Here is a 13874-nt window from a genome sequence, read left to right as displayed (position 1 = left end):
GAGTTTACTTCAGAGCCCCACAAGGGTTTTCATCAGCGGTACGAGTCTTAAATTTATCGATCACAGTAGGAGTTGCCTTTTCACTAGAAGAGGCTGATGGAGATGGGGTTACTTCATCAATGAGCGGCAAATCTTCACGCAAACGGTTGAAAAGTTCAGGAGCTAACACTTCATCCCAGATAACTACTGAGCCAAGACCAGGCACGCGAGCATTGGTATTTCCAAGTGGAATAGTCAAAGTGCGCATTTTGCTGGGAGTCAGATTTTTCATTTGCTTTGCAAGAGTCAGTAAATCACTCTGGTTGAGTTGGGAATCAGTCTTAACTGTCGCGATTGCTGCATTAAAGAAATTTACGAGCTTGATTGGGTTGAGCAGTACGCCAGTGCTTGTTACTTTTCTTAGAACTGCGCCCATAAATTGTTGCTGACGTTGCATACGTCCAAGATCGCCCATTCCATCAAAGTCACGTGTGCGAACATACTTAAGGGACTCAACACCATCAAGTGTGTGAACACCTGCTGCCAAAACTAAGTGGCTACCTGGATCATCGATGTCTCTCTTAGTACACACTTCAATTCCACCAAGTGCATCAACCATTCCTGCAAATCCAGCAAAACCGATTTCAATGTAATGATCAATCCGAACACCGGTTTCATTTTCGATTGTTTGAATCAGAAGCGGTGCTCCACCCCATGCAAATGCTGCATTAATTTTTCCCTTTGCTGCAGGAACAATTTTTGTTTTATCAAGAGATGACACATGTTCAGGAATTGTCACTAATAAATCTCGTGGTATTGAAATTAGCGTTGCCTTATCCCGCGACTTAGAGATGTGAACAAGCAGCATGGTGTCAGAACGAGATCCTGCAGCTGTTGCAGTTGATCCAACTCGAAGTAATTTTCTTTGCTCTTTTGTTAAACCTTCGCGAGTATCTGAGCCAACGAGTAGATAGTTCAGGGCTTTATTTGGTTTATCGGGGCGATCTTTCAATGTACCGAATACATCGATTCGATCGATGGCTCCGCTCACCTGACCTAGGCCCAACCAAGAAAATGCGGAGATAAGGACGACTCCCACAGATAGTGAGGTAATAATCCGAATTGCCCGCGTTGATTTCACTGTCCGAGAGTACTTGAGCGATAGCGTGTGCGGGTTATGTCGACATCAGCTAACGCGTTATATGGCTCACCGAAACGAGAGATTTCGGTAATTCTGCCTGTCCTCAATGAGGAGAAGTATTTAGAGGATGCCGTGAAAGCGATCCTTGCTCAACAATACGATGGAAAGATTGAAGTAATTCTGGCTATTGGGCCATCACATGACAAGACCCTTGAGATCGCACAGCGATTACACATAAACGATGCACGAGTTGTCATCGTTGAAAATCCAACAGGTCGAACTGCAGCGGGACTCAATCTTGCAATAGCCGCATCTCAGTACGGGATCGTTGTTCGAGTTGATGGCCATTCAAATATTCCTCGTAACTATTGTCAATTGGTTTCAGAGATTTTGGAAAGCACGGGCGCAGTAAATGTTGGTGGCGTAATGGCTGCTGAGGGACAATCTTTGTTTGAAAGTTCCGTTGCTCGTGCAATGCGTAGTCCACTGGGTGTTGGTGCATCAAGATTCCATACCGGCGGAGGCGCTGCAGAAGTAGATACGGTTTATCTCGGTGCGTTTAGAAAAGAAGCGCTACTTGCAGTAGGTGGCTTTGATGAGCGATTTACTCGCGCTCAAGATTGGGAACTCAACTTCAGATTGCGACAGACAGGTGGAGTTGTTTACTTTGACCCGCGACTAGTTGTTACATATCGACCTCGATCAACAGTTAAAGCATTAGCAAAGCAATACTTTGAATATGGACGGTGGCGACGTGTTGTCTCACGGCGTCATCAAGGCACAATTAATTACCGTTACTTAGCACCACCTTTTACAGTCGCTGCGACGTCGCTTTCATTGCTCTTCGGTTGGCTGGTTTCACCAGTTCTATTAATTCCAGCCCTTGTTTATGCTGTGTTTATCCTGATTGCATCAGTAGTAATTGGAAAAAGTCTGGGTGAGATTCTGTGTTTACCCACAATCTTGCTAACAATGCATATTTCATGGGGGCTTGGATTTCTTACTTCGCCTAAGTCGCTAGCACCTGATGTAACCTTGAACCCGTGAGCACTCCACTGCAGGTATATGAGCCATTTAAAGCTGGCCTGCCAAAACTTGGTCGTTACTGGAAATCCTTATGGTCTAGGCGCACCTTCATCAAGGAGTACTCCAAATCTGAACTTCGGGAGCAACATTTTGACTCTGTGTTTGGTCAATTGTGGCTAGTTCTAAACCCACTATTGCTTTCAGGGGTTTATTTTATTTTGATCATGATTATTGGTGGCGCCACAGATAGTGCGCGGTATGCACACTTAACTGCAAGCTTATTTCTATTTTATTTAGTCGCAAACAGTCTTACTGGAGGAGTTAAATCCGTAACTGCTGGCCAACGCTTGATTCTTAACACCGCATTTCCACGAATCATGCTTCCAATTTCTGCTGTCGTAATCGCAATTTTTAGGTTTCTCCCAACATTGATTGTTTTTGTAGTTATCAAAGCAGTGGTTGGCTCACCTTTTACAATTGAGATGCTTTGGGCAATTCCAGTGCTATTGATAACTGTTTTTCTATCCCTTGCAGTGGCAATAACGATTTCCTGCATCAATGTCTATTTCAGAGATATTGCAAGTTTCTTGCCATACCTAACCCGAACACTTCTATACCTGTCACCAATTCTCTATGAAGCATCTGCATTAAAGCCAAGTCTTCGAGCAATTGAGATCCTTAATCCGCTATTCCCAATTTTAGATTCATGGTCTCGCGCAGTTGTACAAGGGAAAGCACCTGAGGTCTCAAGCATGCTTCAAGGCTTAGGTTGGGCGACAGGTATTTTCTTTATTGGAACTTATTTCTTCTTATCGAGGGAGCGTGAGTTCGCTGTCCGTCTCTAATCCGCACCTTACTAATGAACTCGCGGTTTCAATCCGTGGAGTTGGTCTTACATACACAACATCTATTGATAAAAAGCCAACCCTTAAAGCGCGTGTTAAATCACTAGGTCGTGGCAAGAAACAAACACGAATTGTCCGCGCACTAGATGACATCAATTTAGATGTTCAGTATGGGCAAGTACTGGGCGTGATAGGAACTAATGGAGCTGGAAAGTCTTCCTTAATGCGTTGCGTTGCTGGCATCTTGCCGCCATCACAGGGTCGCATCGAGGTATATGGATCTGTAAGCACGCTGCTTGCTCTAGGTGTTGGGTTTAATCCTTCGATGTCAGGCCGAGACAATGTATTTTTGGGTGGATTAGCTGCTGGCATGTCTCGCCAAGAGATAGATGGCAACTTTGATGAGATTGCTGAATTTTCTGAGTTGGGCGATGCGATCGATGCTCCAATGCGTACCTACTCCTCGGGAATGTATGCACGCTTGGCGTTCTCAGTTGCCGCTGTTGTTCGACCAGACATTTTGATTATTGATGAAGCACTGAGTACCGGAGATGCCAAGTTTAAGGAAAAGAGCCTTAACCGGGTTAAGGAACTTAGAAGCGATGATCGCGCTCTTATTTTGGTGAGCCATGCGATGCAAACTGTGCGCGAAACATGTAACGATGTTGCTTGGCTGCATAAAGGAAAACTTGTTCAACGCGGTGAACCCAACGCAGTCATTGATGCATATCAAGAGTTCTTACACCTTGGAAAGAGCGCAGTAATTGATGAGGATTTTTAAGCCACTAGTCCTGGCTATTTCAGTTGCGCTGATATTGCCGTCGCACTCTTCTGCAGTAGATATTCCTACTACTTTCAAAGTACAAGGCGCTGGGTATGGCCATGGTGTTGGAATGAGTCAGATCGGTGCAAAAGCAAAGGCAATAGCAGGCGAAACAGCCACTGCAATTATTTCCTATTACTACAAAGATGTTGCAATTGAACCTTTGGATGACTCAAAGATATTGCGTGTGAATATCGGGCATTTGTTGACCTCTGCGAAATTGGCCACTGCAACGCAAGATGCAACGATGCAAATCTTTAGTGGTGATATCGGTGATGCGCAAGACGTTGTCCCGCTGGCTGTTGTGCCTGTTAAGAGTTCATTGAATTTTACAATTCTTGGCTCCACAGTGTTACCTAGCGTTGTTACTGGAAAGAAAACTGTCAGTATTCCTCGCAATCGAATATTCACAGTTCGCTGGAGTGGCACTCGTTACTTACCTGGTGTTGATGGAGTTATTTCTTTATCCCACACAACCACCACTAAGAAGTATCGTTACGGACAGATGCAGTTCAGAGCCGTTAAAGCAGCAACGCTTGGGTATCGCATTGAGGTTACAAACGCAGTGCGTTTATCCGATGAATACTTGTGGGGCATAAGTGAAGTCCCATCATCCTGGCCAGAAGCTGCGCTTCAAGCACAGGCAATTGCCTCTAGAACTTATGCAATGAGCAAAGCTGGAATCTATCGAACTGCATGTGATTGCGATCTTTATGGTGAAATTTCTGATCAATCCTTTGTGGGATATGCAAAGGAAACGGAAAAAGGGTGGGGACAGTTCTGGAAAGCAGCAGTTACTAACACTGCAGGCTTAACCATTACTCAAGCAGGCAAACCAATAACCGCCTACTTCGGTAGCTCAACAGGTGGGTTAACAGAGATCGCGGTGAATGCCTGGGGGACTGAAAAGAGTTTCACTCAGTCAGTTGTGGATGTTTCCAGCCTGGATCCTGTTCTCAATCCGCGCTTTTATCGATGGGATCGCGAAATTACTCAGGCCTCTGTTGCTGCCGCTTTTGTACTACCTGATGTGGTGACTCTAGAAATTGTTATGAAGAATGCCACAGGAACTGTTGCGACGATCAGGGCAACCTCTAGTACGGGAATTCAAAAGAGTTTACGTGGTGAAACATTTAGAAGCCGAACTAAAATTCCATCTGCCTACTTTGATTTAGTTGGCATGCAAGATGCTGTTGAGCCCACCCCAAGTCCCAGTCCGTAATACAACCTCTAGGCAACCATCTAGAGAATTACGTCGGAATAAAAGATTACTTGCACCTGAAAGTGTTCCGGCTTTAACTATTTCGCCATCAGGAAGTCTTACCTTCGCAGCTGAAGTTATATAGGTACCAGCTTCGATCACGCAGTTATTGCCAAGAGAGATACCAAGACCTGAGTTGGCACCCAGTAAGCACTTTTCACCAATGGAAATAACTTCTTTACCGCCACCGCTAAGTGTTCCCATTATGGATGCACCACCACCGACATCAGTGCCATCGCCAACTACAACACCAGCTGAGATTCGTCCTTCAACCATAGAAGTTCCTAAAGTTCCTGCATTGAAGTTTACAAAACCTTCGTGCATGACAGTAGTGCCGGAGGCAAGGTGGGCACCTAAACGAACACGATCTGCATCTGCAATTCGAACTCCGCTAGGAACTACGTAATCAACCATTCGAGGGAACTTATCGACACCATAAACGCTGACATGACCATATGCTGCCTTTAAGCGAGCACGAGTAATTTCAAAACCATCAACAGCGCATGGGCCAACTGATGTCCACACAACGTTACTCAGTAATCCAAAGATCCCATCAAGTGCGACTCCATGTGGCTTTACAAGTCGGTGAGATAACAAATGCAAACGAAGGTATGCATCTGCTGCATTTGCAGGTGCTTTTGTAATATCAATCTCAATACTAATTACTTCGACGGTAACCGCGCGTGCTGCATCTACGCCAGCTAGTGCAGTTAGTTCTGCAGGGGCGGCGCCAGATAGCGCGGTCAGAGATGGAGTTGGGAACCAAACATCCAAAGTAGTTCCCTTGGAAATTGTTGCGATTCCGTGGCCAGATGCAATGGTCGTCATGTCCTAAGCCTAGCCTCTATTGTTAGCAGTATGCGTATTGCCGTCTTCTGCTCATCATCCCCAACGATTGACAATAAGTACGTAGAGCTTGCCTATGAACTAGGCCAGGGGATCGCTGCAACTTCCAACGAGTTAGTTACAGGCGGCGGCCATATTTCAATGATGGGCGCTGTTTCACGTGGTGCTCGTGACAAGGGCGGCAAGACTATTGGTGTAATCCCACAGGCACTAGTCGATATTGAATTTGCAGATCATGACAACGATGAACTTCATGTTGTGGAAACAATGGGTCAGCGCAAACACATGATTACTGATATTTCAGATGCATTTATAACTTTGCCAGGTGGCGCTGGAACTCTAGAGGAGTTTTTTGAAATTTGGGTTGGCCACTATCTAAAGTTTCATACCAAGCCAGTTGTCATCTTGGACCCATTTGGAATTTATGCACCGTTGCACCAATTGATTGTTCATCTTGAGGAAGAAAAATTTATAAAGCCCGGAATGCGCGAGATTGTGCAGTGGACGACAAATGTAGACGATGCACTAAAAGCATGTGGCGCATGAGAAGTAATCACATTGCAATGAGTCTTGTAATTAAGGCACCAATTGAAAAAGTGTGGGCTGCACTTGCCGATTGGGAGTCTCAAGGGGATTGGATGTTACAAACCACAGTTGAAGTAACATCACAAGTTCGCGAAGGCGTTGGAACAACAATTGCTGCATTTACAGGGATTGGTAAATTGGGAGTAATGGACCATATGGTTGTTACTTCATGGCAACCACCACACCTTTGCGATGTTTTACATACTGGCAAAATCATCAAGGGAACTGGTCGATTTGAGTTAGTTGCAATCGATGCAGACACAACTCGATTTAATTGGTCGGAAGAGATTTTGGCTCCAAGAGCGATATTCCTTCTTATTGCACCTGGTTTATACGCTGGAGTGCGCATCTCACTGGCCAAGCTTGGCCGCCATTTGCGCCATTGAAAGCAATCCAAACGAAGTAAACTAAGCCAATGGGCAAGCAATCGCAGACTCTCGCAGATGCGCTTGCCTCTCTTCCAGATGAAGAACGCATCATCTTGACGATGCACTATCTCAAATCAATGTCAGCGGCCGATATAGCCACGATGTTAGGGGTTCCAGAGCGCTCTGCAGATGCGATCATCAAGCAAGGCAAGGCCAGATTGAGCGCAATTCTGGGCATTTAAAGGGATATCTTCGATTTCGCACAACGGTGCATTGTGCGAGATACTTACCCCCTTGCTTCAAAAGAGTAATTCAACCGATTAGAGGAGTCCCCACATGGCAGCCATGAAACCCCGTACTGGTGATGGTCCAATGGAGGTTACAAAGGAAGCTCGCTCATTGGTTATGCGAATCCCTCTCGAAGGTGGCGGCCGCTTGGTCGTTGAAATGAACGCTGAAGAAGCTAACAACCTCAGTGCCGCGTTACACGCCGCAGTCGCACTAGTTAAGAAGTAATTCCTTTTCCAAGGCACTAGCCTTACCAATCATGTCAGCACTACCAATCGCCGCCTCGCTAGATATCGAAGCGGCATCATCGGCCAACTCAATTGCAATCGGATATGTAAAAAACACCGATGATTCATTTGAATTCGTTGGGCCACTGGTAGCAGATATTGAAAAATTCTTCGGATTAAATCTTGTTGATGAGTTAACTTTCTTTGGACCAACAGCAAAAGCGGGCGAAATATTTGAGATTCCTGTTAGCGCAACCGATTGCCCAACAGATCGAATCTTTTTAGTTGCAATCGGAGATCAAAGTGGTTCTGCTCTTCGAGCTGCTGGTGCATCTGTTGGACGCAAAGTGCGTGATAAGAATTCAACTGTTTACTCTGCATGTGCAGTTAAGGAAGTTAAAGCACATGCGATCTCAATGGCACTTGGTGCCTGGGTGTGGAATTTAAAGACTGATAAGAAAAAAGAAGAGCCAACGTTATTGGTTGGAAGCAAAGACAAAAAAGTTGTAGAAGATGCTGCTGCCATTGCCCAAGCCATGTGCCGCGCTCGCGATTTAATTCATACCCCTGCAAATATCAAGACACCGGCATGGATGGGTAAGCAGGCCGAGCTCCTTGCAAAAGGAACAGGATTAAAGGTAAAGATTTTTGTCGGGACTGAACTCAAAGAGTTTGGTGGATTGCGAGCAGTAGGTGGATCATCACCCAAGCCTGGTCCACGCATGATTGAAGTCTCATATCAGCCAAAATCTAAGAAGAAATCAGTTGATGCATTGCCCCACATTGTTTTAGTTGGCAAGGGCATCACCTTTGATACCGGCGGAATTTCATTAAAACGTCCATATGACACCATGATTGCGATGAAGAGTGACATGGCAGGATCTGCTGCAATTCTTGCAACACTTACAGCTCTAGAAGAGTTACAACCCAATGTTCGCGTTACAGCATTAATGATGATGGCTGAAAACGCTATTTCTGGCACAGCACAGCGCCCCAGTGATGTCATTAAGCATTACGGTGGCACGACGGTAGAAGTAATTAATACAGATGCTGAAGGTCGTTTGGTATTAGCAGATGGACTTGCCTATGCAGATTTAAATCTTGATCCTGATTACTTAGTAGATATTGCAACTTTGACAGGTGCTATTTCATTGGGATTAGGGCGCCAATATGCGGCGATGTATACACGCGATAACGCACTTGCCGCTCGGCTATCAAAGGCAGGCGAAGCATCTGGTGATCGTGTTTGGCATATGCCACTTGTTGATGATTACAAAGATGCACTTCGTAGTGATATCGCAGATTTCAATCACAATGCCAACAAGGGAAAGTATTCTGCAGGATCTGTTACAGCAGCATTGTTCCTCGAAAATTTTGTCGGCTCGCGTCGCTGGGTTCACTTAGATATTGCAGGGACTGGACGCAGCGAAGTTGATGCGGGGGAGAATTCAGAGGGTGGTACAGGTTTTGGCGTGCGCTTATTAACAGAGTGGATTACCTCGCTGTGATGAAAATAGATCCACATGAATTTGCTGAAGGATTTATCACAGAAGATTTCTTTAAGTCCCAGGCACGTGCTCGAGGTGTAGAACTAGGAACGGTTGATACAACTCCTGGCTCTGGAGGTTTTTTGCGTTATTTAGCATTTACATTAAAAGCACAATCTGTTGTTGAAGTTGGAACAGGTTCAGGCGTTGGTGCATTGTGGTTACTTGATGGAATGTTAGAAAGTGGAACTCTTACATCGATAGATGATGAGATGGAACATACACAAATTGCTAAATTAGCATTTGCTGACGCTGACATCGCACAAGGGCGTTATCGCTTAATAACCAATACAGTTGTTGATGTTATTTCCAAGCTCACTGATCGCGCATATGACTTAGTTGTGTTGCGTCATAACCCTGAAGATCTCAGTTTTGTCATTAGCGAGGCTCATCGCATTTTGCGTAGCGGTGGGGCGCTTGTTATAGATAACTACTATGGCGGAGGCAAAGTCAGCGATGCTACGCAGCGAGATCCAAAGACTGTGGCGCTGCGAGACGCTGGGAAGATTATCAAGAACGACTCAGAGCATTGGGTGAGTTCCTTGATTCCAATCGGAGATGGCTTGCTCATAGCCACCAAGGTGTGAAGATAGAGACATGATTTTTCCTAGAAACAAAAAGAGTCAAGCCGCACCTGCTGCATGGTGGCATTCGCCAGCACCAGCAAAGAGTGGAAAAGGCACTGTTGCTTTAATTGCAGTTCTTGCGGGATCTGTCGGTGGATTTCTAGGAGTTAATGCTGCTGGTGGAGATTTCTTTAATCGAGTTCAACTCGTTTCATCGACGAGCACAATTCAACGAGCACCAGATTCAGTTGCAGGAATTGCGCAGAGAGTATTGCCGTCGGTAGTTTCAATCAGCACACGAACTCTTACTGGTGGAGGCACTGGTTCAGGATTTATTATTGATAGCAACGGTTACATTTTGACTAATAATCATGTAATCAGCAGTGCTGCACAAACTGGTGGAAGCATTCAAGTTTCTTTAAGTGATGGAACTTTTTACCCAGCCAAGGTAATTGGCCGTGATGCATCATATGATTTAGCAGTTTTGAAAATCACCGCCTCTGGACTCAAGGCTTTGCAATTTGGAGATAGTGATGCAATTGCTGTTGGGGATTTAGTAATTGCAATTGGTTCACCGCTTGGGTTAAGCGGAACCGTTACAACCGGAATCATTAGTGCAAAGAACCGTGCGGTCACCGCTGGTGAATCAAATAGTGAGAGCTCATTTATCAATGCACTTCAAACAGATGCAGCAATTAATCCCGGAAACTCTGGAGGGCCTCTTGTTGATGCAACTGGTGCAGTTATTGGAGTTAATTCTGCAATTGCATCCCTTGGCACAACCTCTCAACTTGGTTCCATTGGATTAGGTTTTGCAATCCCGATTAATCAGGCACGTAAGACCGCTGATCAATTGATAAAAAATGGTGTTGCAACGTATCCAGTAATTGGCGTTTCACTGAATATGAATTACACAGAAAATGGCGCACAAGTCTCGACATCCGGGCGTGGAATCTTGCCCGGAAGCCCAGCTGAAAAGGCGGGCTTGCGAGGTGGGGATGTGATCATTGTGATCGATGGAAAAGAGATCTACTCACCTGAAGAGCTCATTGTTTCTGTTAGAGCAAAAAATGTGGGGGATCGAGTAACCCTTGGATTCCTGCGAGATGGAGTGAAGAAAACGGTCACACTTACTCTGATCGCCGCAAAGAAATAATTACCGTAGGCTAACCTCATGTTCTTTGACATCGGTGCGGGTGAAGTATTAGGCCTTGCAATTTTGGGCATAATCTTGGTTGGCCCTGAACGGTTGCCGAAATTAGCTGTTGAAGCTGCGCAATGGGTAAAAAAACTTCGTGGCTTGGCCTCAACCGCCACCGCTGAGCTTCGCGAAAACCTTGGACCTGGCTTTGAAGATTTGCAGCCTAAAGATTTAAACCCAAAGACCTTTATGAAAAAGCAGGTTGCAGATTTGTTAGATGAAGGAACACCAAAGCCAAAGGTAAATCGTCCAAAAGCAATGATTGATCCAGATCTGTTATGACATTAGTCGAGCAGATTTTTGATGCGCTAGCAAAGGTTCAAGACCCCGAACTTCGTAAGCCAATTACCGATTTAGGAATGGTTGAAGATTTACAGGAAAAAAATGGTGCCGTATCACTCACGATCTTACTTACGATTTCTGCTTGCCCGATGCAAGATCGATTGCGCAATGATGTTACAACTGCGATTACTAACGTAGAGGGTGTTGCATCTGTTGATTTAACATTTGGAGTAATGACCGAAGAACAAAGAAATAATGTTAAAAAGATTGTTCGTGGAGGCCGTGAAAAGTTTATTCCATTTGCACAGCCTGATTCACTTACTCGAGTAATCGGCATCGCATCTGGAAAAGGCGGGGTTGGAAAATCCTCTGTTACTGCAAACCTTGCGGTCGCAGCAGCCAAAAAGGGTTTGAATGTAGGAATTTTAGATGCCGATGTTTATGGTCACTCAATCCCTCGTCTGATGGGATTAATGGGACAACGACCAACTGCAATTGATCAAATGTTTATCCCGCTGGAGTCATACGGTGTTAAGACTGTTTCCATGGAAATGTTTAAGCCTGAGCGTTCAGATCCTGTTGCCTATCGTGGGCCCCTGCTGCACCGTGTGCTTGAGCAGCTACTTTCCGATGCTTACTGGGGCGATCTCGATCTTTTGTTAATCGATCTTCCGCCCGGCACTGGTGATTTAGCTATTTCACTGGGGCAGTTAATTCCAAACTCTGAAATTGTTGTTGTTACAACCCCACAGATCGCCGCAGCTGAGGTTGCAGAGCGTGCAGGGCGCATCGCCCACCAAATCCATCAGCATGTAATAGGCGTTATTGAAAATATGTCGCAGTTTCCTTGCCCAGCATGCGGTGAACCGATGTCATTGTTTGGTGAAGGTGGAGGAGAAGAAACCTCTCGTCGCCTATCTCAATTAGTGGGTAGCGATGTGCCACTACTTGGAAAGATTCCTTTCAGCCCGGCATTGCGAACTGGCGGAGATGAAGGTGCACCAATTGTTGAAGCAGACCCAACTTCGGTGGCAGCTATTGCAATATTAGAGATCGCAGAAAAAATTGTGAGACGAAATAAATCTCTAGTCGGAGTCCGATTGGGAATCTCTACGTAACTCTTTAGCAAGTTCATCAACTAAATCAGAAAGTTCGCTGCGGACAAAATCACGAGTTGCAACTTCGCCCAAAGAGTTACGCAAAGCTGCAAGTTCGCGGGTTAGATACTCGGTATCTGCTATTGAACGTTCGTTTTGTCCACGATCCTCATTGAGCTGAATACGATCTCGGTCTGCTTGGCGATTTTGCGCAAGAAGAATGAGTGGAGCGGCATAAGAGGCTTGCAAGGAGAGAATCAGAGTTAAGAAGATAAATGGATAATTATCAAAACGAAGATCAACTGGTGCCATAAAGTTCCACAAAACCCAAAACAGAACAAAGAAAGTCATGTATACGAGAAAGCGTGCAGTACCTAGGAATCGCGCGAATTGCTCTGATAAACGACCAAAAGTTTCTGGATCAAAGTTAGGACGAAGCGAGCGACGGGTCTCGCGTGGAGTATCTAATCCATTATTGCGTGCCATATTTTGACCTCCCTACAATGTTTCTGTCTTGAAAGTTACTGGTGATTTTTCTCGGTGATCATGTCGCCAATTCTCTGGCAACAAGTGATCGAGCACGTCATCAACTGTTACCGCTCCTAGTAAACGCTCATTAGCATCAACTACAGGCAATGAAAGCATGTTGTAACTAGCGAGATACGAGGAAACCTCGTGCAAAGAAGCATCAGGGTTAACACCCTTTGAGTCATTATCAACAATTGAACCTAACAATGTTGCAGGTGGTTCGCGCAGCAAACGCTGATAGTGAACAACCCCAATGAAGCGGCCGGTAGGCGTTTCAACTGGCTGTCGACAGATGTAAATCTGTGAGGCAAGTGCAGGTGAAATTTCTTTTTGGCGAACTGCAGCTAATGCATCGGCAACGGTTGAATCGACGGTGAGCACAATTGGCTCGGTCGTCATCATTCCGCCAGCTGAATAATCTTCGTAGTTCATCAGACGCAAAACATCTTCAGCATCTTCTGGCTCCATTAAATCAATAAGAGCATTTGCGCGCTCTTCACCAATTTCGCGAAGCAAGTCGGCAGCATCATCTGGATCCATCTCACCCAAAACATCTGCAGCTCTTTCACCTTCAAGTTCGGCTAACAGCGCAACGCGATCTGTCTCATCCATTTCTTCAAGAACATCTGCAAGGCGTTCATCATCAAGTGCGATTGCAACTTCGATACGACGCTTAGGTGCTAGATCTTGTAATACTGCTGCAAGATCGGCTGCGCGAAGGTTTGCAAGAGTTGACATCAAGTTTGAAACACCTTGATTTTGTTCGGTGATTGCAAAACCTGTTACCTCTTCCCATGCAACAGTTGAAGTTGCACCCTTACGACGAAGTCCGCGACCTCGACGCATAATGTGGACACGATTGATAAACCAATCACCAGTTCGTGTTTCTTCCATTCCCATGTCTTCGACAACTACAGCCTCACCTGATTCAATCAAGGAAATTGAACGATCTAGCATTTCGCCAAGAACTAGAACCTCCCCGGGACGAGTATCGAAGCGGCGCATGTTGAGTAAGCCAGTAATAACAACTGCTCCACTTTCAATAGATGTCACACGAGTGATCGGAACAAAAACACGACGACGTAATGGAACTTCAACAACTAATCCAAGAATTCTTGGGGGTTGATTTGTAGAACGAAGGGTCGCGACAGCATCTCGCACCTTTCCTACTGGATCACCATTTGGGTCAAAGACCGCGGTGCCTGCAAGACGGGCGAGAAATACTCGGTTTAGGAGATTGCTGCTCATGGGATAAGGGTACCTT

Annotated in this window: 17 protein-coding genes; 13 read left to right on the top strand and 4 right to left on the bottom strand. The window is 45.4% G+C overall.

Annotated elements, in window-relative coordinates; genetic code table 11:
• Positions 1-4: 4 nt before the first annotated feature.
• Positions 5-1120 (bottom strand): LCP family protein, encoded by a 1116-nt coding sequence (locus AC9UEY_RS02240; protein WP_509537171.1) that lies wholly within the window; start codon positions 1118-1120, stop codon positions 5-7.
• 36 nt (positions 1121-1156) lie between these two features.
• Between AC9UEY_RS02240 and AC9UEY_RS02235 the strand changes: the two genes are divergently transcribed.
• Genes AC9UEY_RS02235 through AC9UEY_RS02220 form a run of 4 tightly spaced genes read left to right on the top strand, consistent with a single transcriptional unit; the run spans position 1157 to position 5036 of the window.
• Complete coding sequence (locus AC9UEY_RS02235) at positions 1157-2167, top strand: glycosyltransferase family 2 protein (protein WP_509537169.1); 1011 nt, start codon at positions 1157-1159, stop codon at positions 2165-2167.
• Positions 2164-2991 carry an ABC transporter permease gene (locus AC9UEY_RS02230; RefSeq protein WP_509537166.1) on the top strand — a complete coding sequence of 276 codons (828 nt, stop codon included), beginning with the start codon at positions 2164-2166 and terminating at the stop codon, positions 2989-2991. The genes AC9UEY_RS02235 and AC9UEY_RS02230 overlap by 4 nt, the downstream gene beginning before the upstream one ends.
• Entirely contained in the window at positions 2969-3772 is an 804-nt protein-coding gene (locus AC9UEY_RS02225) for an ABC transporter ATP-binding protein (protein WP_509537163.1), read from the top strand. The genes AC9UEY_RS02230 and AC9UEY_RS02225 overlap by 23 nt, the downstream gene beginning before the upstream one ends.
• A complete protein-coding gene (locus AC9UEY_RS02220; RefSeq protein WP_509537161.1) occupies positions 3759-5036 on the top strand; it encodes a SpoIID/LytB domain-containing protein in 1278 nt (425 codons plus the stop codon). The genes AC9UEY_RS02225 and AC9UEY_RS02220 overlap by 14 nt, the downstream gene beginning before the upstream one ends.
• Here the strand turns inward: AC9UEY_RS02220 and dapD are convergent.
• Complete coding sequence (gene dapD, locus AC9UEY_RS02215; protein WP_509537158.1) at positions 4986-5903, bottom strand: 2,3,4,5-tetrahydropyridine-2,6-dicarboxylate N-succinyltransferase; 918 nt, start codon at positions 5901-5903, stop codon at positions 4986-4988. The genes AC9UEY_RS02220 and dapD overlap by 51 nt on opposite strands.
• 30 nt (positions 5904-5933) lie before the next feature.
• Between dapD and AC9UEY_RS02210 the strand changes: the two genes are divergently transcribed.
• The 9 genes from AC9UEY_RS02210 to AC9UEY_RS02170 all read left to right on the top strand — a co-directional run bounded on the left by AC9UEY_RS02210 (position 5934) and on the right by AC9UEY_RS02170 (position 12103).
• Complete coding sequence (locus tag AC9UEY_RS02210; protein ID WP_509537156.1) at positions 5934-6467, top strand: LOG family protein; 534 nt, start codon at positions 5934-5936, stop codon at positions 6465-6467.
• 17 nt (positions 6468-6484) lie between these two features.
• Entirely contained in the window at positions 6485-6892 is a 408-nt protein-coding gene (locus tag AC9UEY_RS02205; RefSeq protein ID WP_509537153.1) for an SRPBCC family protein, read from the top strand.
• Positions 6893-6921: 29 nt separating this feature from the next.
• Positions 6922-7116 carry an RNA polymerase sigma factor gene (locus AC9UEY_RS02200; protein WP_509537151.1) on the top strand — a complete coding sequence of 65 codons (195 nt, stop codon included), beginning with the start codon at positions 6922-6924 and terminating at the stop codon, positions 7114-7116.
• A 94-nt stretch (positions 7117-7210) separates the two neighbouring features.
• On the top strand, positions 7211-7390 hold the full coding sequence (locus tag AC9UEY_RS02195) for a DUF3117 domain-containing protein (RefSeq protein ID WP_445860428.1): 180 nt from the start codon (positions 7211-7213) through the stop codon (positions 7388-7390).
• A 31-nt stretch (positions 7391-7421) separates the two neighbouring features.
• The gene (locus AC9UEY_RS02190) at positions 7422-8897 is read left to right on the top strand and encodes a leucyl aminopeptidase family protein (RefSeq protein WP_509537148.1); all 1476 of its coding nucleotides are present in this window, start codon (positions 7422-7424) and stop codon (positions 8895-8897) included.
• Entirely contained in the window at positions 8897-9523 is a 627-nt protein-coding gene (locus AC9UEY_RS02185) for an O-methyltransferase (RefSeq protein WP_509537145.1), read from the top strand. The genes AC9UEY_RS02190 and AC9UEY_RS02185 overlap by 1 nt, the downstream gene beginning before the upstream one ends.
• Before the next feature lie 10 nt (positions 9524-9533).
• Positions 9534-10658, top strand: coding sequence for a S1C family serine protease (locus tag AC9UEY_RS02180; RefSeq protein ID WP_509537143.1), 1125 nt, complete (start codon positions 9534-9536; stop codon positions 10656-10658).
• Positions 10659-10676: 18 nt separating this feature from the next.
• Complete coding sequence (gene tatB / locus AC9UEY_RS02175) at positions 10677-10985, top strand: Sec-independent protein translocase protein TatB (protein WP_509537141.1); 309 nt, start codon at positions 10677-10679, stop codon at positions 10983-10985.
• Complete coding sequence (locus AC9UEY_RS02170; protein ID WP_509537138.1) at positions 10982-12103, top strand: Mrp/NBP35 family ATP-binding protein; 1122 nt, start codon at positions 10982-10984, stop codon at positions 12101-12103. Before tatB ends, AC9UEY_RS02170 begins: the two co-directional genes overlap by 4 nt.
• Here the strand turns inward: AC9UEY_RS02170 and AC9UEY_RS02165 are convergent.
• Both AC9UEY_RS02165 and AC9UEY_RS02160 read right to left on the bottom strand, forming a co-directional pair.
• Positions 12071-12568 carry a DUF1003 domain-containing protein gene (locus AC9UEY_RS02165; RefSeq protein WP_509537136.1) on the bottom strand — a complete coding sequence of 166 codons (498 nt, stop codon included), beginning with the start codon at positions 12566-12568 and terminating at the stop codon, positions 12071-12073. The two genes, AC9UEY_RS02170 and AC9UEY_RS02165, sit on opposite strands and share 33 nt — an antisense overlap.
• Positions 12569-12580: 12 nt before the next feature.
• Complete coding sequence (locus AC9UEY_RS02160; RefSeq protein WP_509537134.1) at positions 12581-13858, bottom strand: magnesium transporter MgtE N-terminal domain-containing protein; 1278 nt, start codon at positions 13856-13858, stop codon at positions 12581-12583.
• Positions 13859-13874 lie beyond the last annotated feature (16 nt).

Origin of the sequence: Candidatus Planktophila sp. (assembly GCF_040402275.1) — a bacterium.
In the GTDB taxonomy this organism is placed as follows: Bacteria; Actinomycetota; Actinomycetes; order Nanopelagicales; family Nanopelagicaceae; genus Planktophila.
The sequence above is the reverse complement of the archived record's forward strand: the minus strand, read 5'-3'. Positions and strand labels throughout refer to the sequence as shown.